Source organism: Pantoea sp. Cr_R13, from assembly GCF_029222565.1.
Lineage (GTDB): Bacteria > Pseudomonadota > Gammaproteobacteria > Enterobacterales > Enterobacteriaceae > Pantoea > Pantoea eucalypti.
In genome coordinates this window covers 432,918-442,444 of record NZ_JARHXL010000019.1, presented here as the reverse complement: position 1 = coordinate 442,444, position 9,527 = coordinate 432,918, and the positions used below count along the sequence as shown (strand labels likewise).

Below are 9,527 nucleotides of genomic sequence, written 5' to 3'. Positions count from 1 at the left end.
AACAGAATCTGCCTGGCGGCTTTAGCGCGGTGGTCCCACCTGACCCCATGCCGAACTCAGAAGTGAAACGCCGTAGCGCCGATGGTAGTGTGGGGTCTCCCCATGCGAGAGTAGGGAACTGCCAGGCATCAAATTTAGTGTGCTGATATGGCTCAGTTGGTAGAGCGCACCCTTGGTAAGGGTGAGGTCCCCAGTTCGACTCTGGGTATCAGCACCAGTTAAGACACGAGTTCGGTAAATAAAAGAATTTGCCTGGCGGCTGTAGCGCGGTGGTCCCACCTGACCCCATGCCGAACTCAGAAGTGAAACGCCGTAGCGCCGATGGTAGTGTGGGGTCTCCCCATGCGAGAGTAGGGAACTGCCAGGCATCAAATAAGAGAGAGCCCTTCGCGTATGCGAAGGGCTTTTTTCGTTGTGGAAGTCCGCAATAAAACGCCCTCATAGCAGTCCATCACTCTTCACGTTTATCATCAGTGCATCAGTGCATCAGTACATCAGTACATCCACGCAATGAGCGCATTCAGACAGTTTTCAGGAAATAAAAAACCCGGCACCAGGCCGGGTTGTAAGATCACTGAGCCAGTAATCAGTGAATAACCTGCGATAAAAACGCCCGTGTGCGCTCCGATTTAGGGTTCGCAAAGAACTCCTGCGGTGGCGCAACTTCGACGATCTCACCCCGATCCATAAAGATCACCCGGTCAGCCACGGTTCGGGCAAAGCCCATCTCATGGGTGACGCACAGCATGGTCATCCCGTCTTCAGCCAGACCAATCATCGTATCCAGCACTTCTTTAACCATCTCAGGATCCAGCGCTGACGTTGGCTCATCAAACAGCATAATTTTAGGCTTCATACAGAGTGAGCGGGCGATGGCGACACGTTGCTGCTGTCCACCAGAGAGCTGGCCTGGAAATTTATGGGCATGCTCGGCAATGCGCACGCGTTCCAGATAATGCATGGCCAGTTCATCTGCTTCCTTCTTAGGGATCTTTCTCACCCACGAAGGTGCCAGCGTACAGTTCTGCAATACGGTCAGATGCGGGAAGAGGTTAAAGTGCTGAAATACCATGCCCACTTCGGTGCGCACGCGCTCAATGTTACGCACGTCATCGTTTAGGTGGATACCGTCAACAACAATGCGACCCTGCTGATGCTCTTCCAGATGATTAATACAGCGGATCGTCGTCGATTTGCCGGAGCCGGAAGGCCCGCACAGCACGATGCGTTCACGGGGTTTGACCTGCAGGTTGATGTCTTTCAGTACGTGAAACTGCCCGTACCATTTATTCACGTTCTCAAGCGAAATCATCAACGCGTCGGAAGTGTGTGTCATAGAGTCAGTCATGTAAAACCTCAGTGCGATGTACGCCCGGTGTGAAAGCGCTTTTCCAGATACTGGCTGTAGCGCGACATGCTAAAACAGAAAATCCAATAGACCAGTGCAGCAAAGACATAACCTTCAGTCGACATCCCCAGCCAGGTCGGATCGACCGTTGCCTGCTGGACGCTGCTGAACAGATCGAAAAGACCAATGATGATGACCAGGCTGGTATCTTTAAACAGTGCAATAATGGTGTTAACCAGACCGGGAATGGTGAGTTTCAGCGCCTGTGGCAGAATCACCAGCATCTGCGTCTTCCAGTACCCCAACGCCAGAGACTCGGCTGCTTCATACTGGCCTTTAGGCAGTGCCTGAAGACCACCGCGAACCACCTCTGCCACATAGGCGGACTGGAACAGAATGACGCCCACCAGTGCGCGCACCAGCTTGTCGATGTTAGTGCCTTCAGACATAAACAGCGGCAGCATCACTGATGACATAAACAGCACGGTAATCAGCGGCACGCCACGCCAGAACTCAATGAAGATAATCGACAGCGTGCGGACCACCGGCATACGTGAACGACGGCCAAGCGCCAGCAAAATACCTAACGGCAGCGCACCGGCAATACCGACCGAAGCGATAATCAACGTCAGCGTTAATCCGCCCCACTGACGTGTTTCGACACGCTCCAGCCCCAGATACCCGCCATACAGCAGGAACCAAACAATCACCGGATAGATCACTGCCCATGCCGCAATGTAGCGTCCACGATACGGCAGGCTCTTCAGGAACATCGGCACAATCGACACCAGGCCGATCACCAGCGCCAGATTAATACGCCAGCGCAACTCATGCGGATAAAGCCCATACATGAACTGGCCGAAACGCGCATGGATAAAGACCCAGCAGGCTCCCTCTTTGGTGCAATCGGCGCGCGTGGTGCCAATCCAGTTTGCCTGAAAGACCAGCCAGTTCAGCGCGGGCGGAATAACGTGCCAGATTACCCAGATGCAGAACAGCGTCAGTAACGCGTTAAACCAGCTGGAAAATAGATTTTTACGAGCCCAAAGCCAGGCGCGACTGACAGGCGTCGTCGGGACGGGGGGCGTTTCATGCGTAGTCACAGACATAGTTATCCCGTTCTCTTAACGCTCAACTAGCGCAATTTTGCGGTTATAGAAGTTCATAAGCATCGATATCAGCAGACTGATAATCAGGTAAACGCCCATCGTGATAGCGATCGTCTCAATAGCCTGACCGGTCTGATTGAGCACCGATCCGGCAAACAGCGACACCATGTCGGGATAACCGATAGCGGCGGCGAGTGAGGAGTTCTTTACGATGTTCAGATACTGGCTGGTCAGCGGCGGAATAATGACGCGCATGGCCTGAGGGATGATGACCTGGCGCAACGTTACCGGATTCGGCAGACCCAGCGATCGGGCGGCTTCATGCTGACCATGTGGCACAGACTGAATCCCTGAGCGGATCACTTCAGCGATAAACGATGAGGTATAGATCGACAGTGCCAGCGTCAGTGCCGCCAGCTCCGGTATCATCACCGAGCCGCCGCGGAAATTGAATCCACGCAGTTGCGGCACATCCCAGTGCATCGCTGCGCCAAACCCAAGATGCGCAAGCAAAGGAAAGAGAACCAGCATTCCAACGGCTGCGGGCCAGGTGCGACGTAACTCACCGGTTTTTAACTGGTGCTGGCGGTTAAAGCGGTATAGAGCATAGCTCACCGCTACCGCCAGAAGCAGTGCGATAACAAACGGCCAGCTGCCAGGTGCATAGGTCGGCCACGGAACATAAAGTCCGCGATTACTGACATACGCCAGATCAAACGCATTCAGCGCCTGGCGTGGGCCTGGCAGATTGCGTAATACCGCGAAGTACCAGAAGAAGATCTGAAGCAAAGGCGGGATATTACGGAAAGTTTCAATATAGATATTTGAGAGCTTCCGCAGCAGCCAGTTGTCAGACAGGCGGGCAAGACCGACCGCGAATCCGAGAATCGACGCGAAAACAATACAGAGCGCAGAGACCAGCAGCGTGTTGGTTAATCCGACCAGAAACACGCGCGCGTAGGTATCTCCCTCCGTATACTCGATAAGATGCTGAACGATGCCGAAGCCGGCAGTGCGTTCAAGAAATCCAAACCCCGATGTAATGCCGCGATTGTCCAGGTTAATAATGGTGTTATGCACCAGATAACCCACCACACCAAGCACCGCGACGACTGCTATGAGCTGATAAATCCAGGCGCGAACCGTGGGATTACCAAATGAAAAATCCCTTTTCACGGTTGGGCGTTGTGACATGTTGAAACCTCAATACGAGAGCTGGGGCAGGGCACCGCAGAATACGGTGCCCGATTGGTGAGGTCTGTTAACGTACCGGTGGTGCGTACTGGATACCGCCCTGATTCCACAACGCATTCTGGCCACGTGCGATCTTCAGTGCGCTATCTTTACCGACGTTACGATCGAAGCTTTCCTGGTAGTTACCTACCTGCTTAACGATGTTGTAGGCCCACTTATTATCCAGTTTCAGGTCTTTACCAAAATCACCTTCGGCACCCAGGAAGTGTGCCATGTCTGGTGTCGTTGGTTTGGCTGTCATCTGGTCGACGTTTTTCGAGTTAATCCCCATCTCTTCCGCATTCAGCATGGCATAGAGCGACCATTTGACGATGGTGAACCAGTCATCATCACCACGACGTACCAATGGCCCCAGCGGCTCTTTGGAGATCACTTCTGGCAGAACAATAAAGTCGTCAGGCTTGCCGAGCTTAATGCGTAAGGCGTAAAGCTGAGACTGGTCAGATGCCAGCGTATCGCAGCGTCCACTATCCAGTGCTTTCGCAGATTCATCAGAGCGGTCAAAGGTCACTGGCGTATATTGCATTTTGTTGGCTTTAAAGTAGTCCGCCACGTTCAGCTCGGTATCGGTACCTGACTGAATACAGACCGTCGCGCCATCCAGCTCTTTCGCACTTTTCAGACCGGCTTTCTTGTGAGTCAGGAAGCCGATACCGTCGTAATAGTTCACGCCCGCAAACAGAAAGCCCATGCCGCCATCGCGCGATGAAGTCCAGGTGGTATTGCGTGAGAGCACATCCACTTCGCCTGACTGCAGCGCGGTGAAGCGCTCTTTCGCAGTCAGCGGGGTATATTTCACTTTGGTCGCATCGCCAAACACAGCGGCAGCCGTCGCCCGACACACATCTACATCGATACCGGTAAACTTGCCACCCGCATCTGCGTAGGAGAAGCCCGGCAGGCCGTCACTGATACCACATTGAACAAAACCTTTTTTCTTTATCGCATCCAGAGTGGTGCCTGCGTGTGCTTGCTGAGCAATGCCAACCAGTGAGGCGGCGGCGATCAGCGTAGAGAGCATCATCTTTTTCATAAAGCATCCTGTGTGGCGGGATCATGTTGTTATGTTTGCGCACTTTAATGTGCGTTTTTTTCCTGTCTATGGCGGTCAGCCATCCACGACTTTGCAAAGCTGATGCCAGTTTTGCAGAATCCTGAATTCCTATGAAAGAACGGTTAATAATCGGAAGTACTTAGAAAGTTTCGCTAATATGGCGCACCAAAAGGAAGCAATGCGAGTCGACTCGATCACAATTAGTGCAAATAGTTTCACTATATGGGAGCAGTGTGAGCAATCGCTCATGCGTATATGTACGAAGGGATGGTATTGCTTTTTAATGCGTAGAAAGTCACATCCCCAGCACTGACGGGGATTGGGGCTGGGTGGTGCTCAGAAGAGAGATTAAGTCAAATCAGCACGAGCAAAAGCGAGAAGGTGAAATATCACGCCAGCGATTGCAACTATAGTTACCATATTACCTGCAAATGTTTCACTAGTCTGGCGGTGAATTTGTGTGAACAGGCACAAATAAAAACGCCAGCCCGAAGGCTGGCGTGATTAACAGACAGAACTAAAAATCAGTTCATGCCGTATTTTTTCAATTTCTTACGCAGCGTACCGCGGTTGATACCCATCATCAGGGCAGCACGGGTCTGGTTGCCACGGGTATACTGCATCACCATGTCCAACAGAGGCTGCTCGACTTCAGCCAAAACCAGCTCATACAGGTCGCTCACATCCTGACCATTCAGTTGAGCAAAATAGTTCTTCAGTGCCTGTTTAACCGAATCACGCAAAGGTTTTTGAGTTACCTGATCCTGTGAGTTAACGGTAGAAACGGTCAGTACGTCAGAATTTACGCGTTGTTCGAACATAGTTCTTTCAGCTCTTTATTTCGTTACGCAAGATTTTCGAAGTATGCCTCCAACGCCTCCAGCTGTTCGCTGGCATCCTCAATGGCGTTGAATGTGCGCCGAAACTGGTCATTAGGGGCGTGCTCCTGCAGGTACCAGGAGACGTGCTTTCGCGCTATACGGTATCCCTTGCCTGAACCGTAAAAGTCGTGCAGCTCACGTATATGCGAAACAAGCAAGCGCTTGACCTCTGCCATTGGCAGCGGGGCAAGCAACTCCCCAGTGTCCAGATAATGCTGGATTTCCCGGAAGATCCACGGTCTTCCCTGAGCAGCGCGTCCTATCATCAGAGCATCGGCCCCTGTATAGTCGAGCACCACTCTGGCTTTATGCGGGTCAGTTATGTCTCCATTCGCGATAATCGGAATGGAAACACTCTGCTTAACTGTCCGAATGCTGTCATATTCAGCTTCTCCGTTGAACAGGCAGGCACGAGTGCGACCATGTATCGTCAGAGCCTGTATACCGCAGCGTTCAGCCAATTGGGCAATCGCGACACAGTTCCTGTTTTCAGGATCCCAGCCAGTACGAATTTTCAGCGTAACCGGCACATTCACTGCATTAACCACTGCGGAGAGGATAGACTCCACCACGGTGGGATATTGCAGCAAGGCTGAACCCGCCATTTTGCGGTTAACCTTCTTGGCAGGGCATCCCATATTAATGTCGATAACCTGTGCACCAGCCTCAACATTAATGCGTGCAGCTTGCGCCATTTCACTGGGATCGCAACCGGCAATTTGCACAGCGCGAATGCCTGGCTCATCACTGTGAACCATGCGTAATCGGGATTTGTCGCTAGCCCACACTTCCGGGTTAGAAGACAACATCTCAGAAACTGCCATACCTGCACCCATTTCGTGACACAGCGCCCTGAACGGCCTGTCGGTAATACCGGCCATCGGTGCTGCAATCAGTCGATTTCTCAGCTGGAGGTTTCCAATACGCATGAAGTCAGAATGGCCATACTGTGTCTGCAAGGCGGCGTATATTACGCATTTTTGCAGGAAGATGAAAGGCCAAACTTTGAACAATCAGCAAGAAAGATCAATGAAATCCGGATGATGATCGGGGATTATGATTATTAACCTTAAATATCAGTCAGTTAATTTTTTATGCTGAAATTGTGAACAAAAGTTTTTCCAGAAAAGTACGTCAATTCACCAGATAAAAAACGTCACATAACGTGATTAACGATACAAGCATCCATTTCAAATCGCAAAATCCCGCAGCTTACGCTGCGGGCTGGTTGAATGTTCTGTTAAGGCACTGTGGGCCGGTCAGTGCGATATCAGAAGGGGTAGACAGGCGCCAGATTCAGGATTTAATCCCAGTAATTCGGCACCACTCCTCTTTAACGGCAACCGGGTCGAGTGTGAACTCGCTGACATATGCTTCACAGACGCTCTCAGCCTGGCTCTCCAGGACGCCCGAAAGGCCCAGGTGTCCACCAGACTTCGGCAGTACACTGATCAGCGGTGCCAGTTCACGTAGCGGACCGGCCAGAATATTCGCGACCACCACGTCAGCCTGCAGGTTGTCAGGTTGCTGGTGGGGCAGATAAAGTGACAGGCGGTCAGAGACGCCGTTGCGCTCTGCATTATCCCGGCTGGCCTGAATGGCCTGCGGATCAATATCAATGCCAATTGCCTGAGCCGCACCCAGCTTCAATGCGGCGATCGCCAGGATCCCCGATCCACAGCCAAAATCGATCACTGTTTTGCCGTCCAGATCCAGACCGTCAAGCCAGGTGAGGCAAAGTGAGGTAGTGGGGTGGGTACCCGTTCCAAACGCCAGTCCCGGGTCAAGCATCACGTTGACGGCATCGGGATCCGGCACGTCACGCCAGCTTGGGCAGATCCAGAGGCGTTCGCCGAAGCGCATTGGGTGGAAGTTTTCCATCCATTCGCGTTCCCAGTCTTTGTCTTCGATCTGTTCGATCCGGTGGCGAAAACCGGCGCCCAGCAGCGGATGCTGCTCCAGCTCGGCAGTAATGACAGCCATGTCAGTTTCCGCATCGAACAGGCCGATCACATCAGTATCACCCCACAGACGCGTTTCGCCTGGCAGTGGCTCATACACCGGCGTGTCATGGGTATCCTGAAAAGTCACTGAAACCGCACCGATGTCCATCAGCGCATCGCTCAGCGTTTCCGCATGTTCACCTGAGCTGTTAATTTTGATTTGAATCCACGGCATAACGTCTCTCTTTCCGTCAGTGTTGCGGCGCGTCGACCGCTTGCGGCGCGCGTCCAAACAGGTTGCCCACTAAAAATGCCAGCAGGCTCAAAAGCAGTGAGGGCACAATGGGGTGAAAACCCAGTATCTGCAGGTTAAGGCTCGCCAGAAAAGCGTAGCAGCCTCCCCCCACCACCATGCCGGTGATGGCCCCAGCGGCATTAGCGCGTTCCCAGTAGAGGCCCAGAACCAGCGGCCACAGGAAAACCGCCTCAAGGCCGCCAAATGCCAGCAGGTTGAGCCAGATAATCATATCGGGTGGATTCCATGCCGCAATCAGCAGCAGGAGACCCAGTGCGAAGGTAATGGTGCCAGATAACAGTCGTAGCCGCGTCTCATTTTCCAGCTGTTGCGGTGCAACACGCAGATAGAGATCTTTAATCAGCGTGGCTGAAGCCTGTAACAGCTGGGCATTAATGGTCGACATGATCGCGGCCATCGGTGCTGCCAGAAACAATCCGGCGGCTAACGGTGGCAGTACGGTAATCATCAGGACAGGAATAACACTATCCGGCACAGTCAGGTTAGGCAGAATTGCCCGGCCCAGCGCACCGGCCAGATGCATCCCCAGCATCAGAATCACCACCACAATAGTGCCGAGAATAATGGCACGATGTACGGCTTTGCTGTCTTTATATGAGATGCAGCGCACCGCAGTATGCGGCAGGCCAATTACGCCAAAGCAGACCAGCACGACAAACGAGCTGAGGAAGGTGGGTGTAATGATTTCGCCGGGCCCCTGCGGCGACAGCAGAGCAGGGTCGATGTCATGCAGTTTCTGCACGGCCGTGCTCAGGCCGCCAGCCTGATGAATCACCGCGAACAGCAGCAGAAAGGTGCCAATCAGCATCACAATGCCTTGCATCGCGTCATTCAGCACGCTGGCACGGAATCCGCCGAACGCAGTGTAAAGCGCGATAGTGCCGCCAAAAATCAGCAGACCAGTGTCATAGGGGATACCTGCGGCGTTTTCAAGCAGCCGCGCCCCGCCAATAAACTGCACTGTCATGGCACCGATAAAGGCGATCAGCAGGCTCAGGCTCGCCAGCCAGATCAGCAGCGGGCTCTGATAGCGGGCGTAGAGCATGTCATTCAGCGTCACCGCATTATGCTTACGCGCCAGAATGGCAAACTTTTTCCCCAGCACACCTAACGACAGCCAGACGGCGGGCACCTGCACCATCGCCAGCAACACCCATCCCAGCCCATATTTATAGGCAGCACCGGGGCCACCAATAAACGAGCTGGCGCTGATATAGGTGGTAGTAAGCGTCATTGCCAGTACAAACCCGCCCATGGAGCGGCTGCCAAGGAAATATTCCGTCAGGAAACTGCCTTCGCGTCTTTTACGAACGGCAAATACCGACAGCGCGGCAATGACGACAAGATAAATTAGCAATGGCAGGATAATTTCACTGTTCACTTTTATCCTCCAGCGGCATGTCGCGGAAAATGACCCGCACCATCATCCAGCACAGGAAAATGAACAACAGGGGAGCAAACAGGCAGGAGAGTTCGAACCAGCGCGGCAGACCGGTGACACCGATTTCACTGCCACCCAGCCAGGCAGAGAGCCCCCAGGCCGCGAGCCAGAGCAGGGTGAGCCAGAGCGACCAGCGCGCCTCTTTATGAGCCTGTACAAAACGAGCGTCCATGATTCAACC

The 9,527-nt window shown here is 53.1% G+C and carries 9 protein-coding genes, 1 tRNA gene and 2 rRNA genes; 3 read left to right on the top strand and 9 right to left on the bottom strand.

From position 1 onward, the window contains the following. Nucleotides 1-11 precede the first annotated feature (11 nt). From rrf (P2R09_RS21580) to rrf (P2R09_RS21570), 3 genes are all read left to right on the top strand, one after another. Nucleotides 12-127, top strand: a 5S ribosomal RNA gene (gene rrf, locus P2R09_RS21580). A gap of 14 nt (nucleotides 128-141) precedes the next feature. Beyond that, a tRNA-Thr gene (locus P2R09_RS21575) sits at nucleotides 142-217 on the top strand. A 34-nt stretch (nucleotides 218-251) separates the two neighbouring features. Further along, nucleotides 252-367: ribosomal RNA gene (gene rrf / locus P2R09_RS21570) — 5S ribosomal RNA — on the top strand. 219 nt (nucleotides 368-586) lie between these two features. Here rrf (P2R09_RS21570) and P2R09_RS21565 read toward each other — a convergent pair. The 9 genes from P2R09_RS21565 to P2R09_RS21525 form a co-directional block, all read right to left on the bottom strand. Then, nucleotides 587-1,348, bottom strand: coding sequence for an amino acid ABC transporter ATP-binding protein (locus P2R09_RS21565; RefSeq protein ID WP_003855214.1), 762 nt, complete (start codon nucleotides 1,346-1,348; stop codon nucleotides 587-589). An 8-nt stretch (nucleotides 1,349-1,356) separates the two neighbouring features. Next, complete coding sequence (locus P2R09_RS21560; RefSeq protein ID WP_275772814.1) at nucleotides 1,357-2,457, bottom strand: amino acid ABC transporter permease; 1,101 nt, start codon at nucleotides 2,455-2,457, stop codon at nucleotides 1,357-1,359. Between the two features lie 15 nt (nucleotides 2,458-2,472). Further along, nucleotides 2,473-3,651 carry an amino acid ABC transporter permease gene (locus P2R09_RS21555; protein WP_275772812.1) on the bottom strand — a complete coding sequence of 393 codons (1,179 nt, stop codon included), beginning with the start codon at nucleotides 3,649-3,651 and terminating at the stop codon, nucleotides 2,473-2,475. 67 nt (nucleotides 3,652-3,718) lie between these two features. Continuing rightward, on the bottom strand, nucleotides 3,719-4,744 hold the full coding sequence (locus P2R09_RS21550; protein ID WP_275772810.1) for an amino acid ABC transporter substrate-binding protein: 1,026 nt from the start codon (nucleotides 4,742-4,744) through the stop codon (nucleotides 3,719-3,721). 545 nt (nucleotides 4,745-5,289) lie between these two features. Continuing rightward, on the bottom strand, nucleotides 5,290-5,586 hold the full coding sequence (gene fis / locus P2R09_RS21545) for a DNA-binding transcriptional regulator Fis (protein ID WP_003855228.1): 297 nt from the start codon (nucleotides 5,584-5,586) through the stop codon (nucleotides 5,290-5,292). Between the two features lie 23 nt (nucleotides 5,587-5,609). Then, nucleotides 5,610-6,575: a tRNA dihydrouridine synthase DusB gene (gene dusB / locus P2R09_RS21540; RefSeq protein WP_275772808.1), complete on the bottom strand. Its 966-nt coding sequence runs from the start codon at nucleotides 6,573-6,575 to the stop codon at nucleotides 5,610-5,612. A gap of 367 nt (nucleotides 6,576-6,942) precedes the next feature. After that, nucleotides 6,943-7,824: a 50S ribosomal protein L11 methyltransferase gene (prmA, locus tag P2R09_RS21535; protein WP_275772806.1), complete on the bottom strand. Its 882-nt coding sequence runs from the start codon at nucleotides 7,822-7,824 to the stop codon at nucleotides 6,943-6,945. 16 nt (nucleotides 7,825-7,840) lie between these two features. Beyond that, the gene (gene panF / locus P2R09_RS21530; RefSeq protein ID WP_275772804.1) at nucleotides 7,841-9,286 is read right to left on the bottom strand and encodes a sodium/pantothenate symporter; all 1,446 of its coding nucleotides are present in this window, start codon (nucleotides 9,284-9,286) and stop codon (nucleotides 7,841-7,843) included. After that, entirely contained in the window at nucleotides 9,276-9,518 is a 243-nt protein-coding gene (locus tag P2R09_RS21525) for a YhdT family protein (protein WP_140916426.1), read from the bottom strand. Before P2R09_RS21525 ends, panF begins: the two co-directional genes overlap by 11 nt. Nucleotides 9,519-9,527 lie beyond the last annotated feature (9 nt).

Coding starts and splice junctions, on each gene's coding strand:
- P2R09_RS21565 (WP_003855214.1), bottom strand. CDS start 1,348: ATGACTGACTCTATGACACACACTTCCGACGCGTTGATGATTTCGCTT.
- P2R09_RS21560 (WP_275772814.1), bottom strand. CDS start 2,457: ATGTCTGTGACTACGCATGAAACGCCCCCCGTCCCGACGACGCCTGTC.
- P2R09_RS21555 (WP_275772812.1), bottom strand. CDS start 3,651: ATGTCACAACGCCCAACCGTGAAAAGGGATTTTTCATTTGGTAATCCC.
- P2R09_RS21550 (WP_275772810.1), bottom strand. CDS start 4,744: ATGAAAAAGATGATGCTCTCTACGCTGATCGCCGCCGCCTCACTGGTT.
- fis (WP_003855228.1), bottom strand. CDS start 5,586: ATGTTCGAACAACGCGTAAATTCTGACGTACTGACCGTTTCTACCGTT.
- dusB (WP_275772808.1), bottom strand. CDS start 6,575: ATGCGTATTGGAAACCTCCAGCTGAGAAATCGACTGATTGCAGCACCG.
- prmA (WP_275772806.1), bottom strand. CDS start 7,824: ATGCCGTGGATTCAAATCAAAATTAACAGCTCAGGTGAACATGCGGAA.
- P2R09_RS21525 (WP_140916426.1), bottom strand. CDS start 9,518: ATGGACGCTCGTTTTGTACAGGCTCATAAAGAGGCGCGCTGGTCGCTC.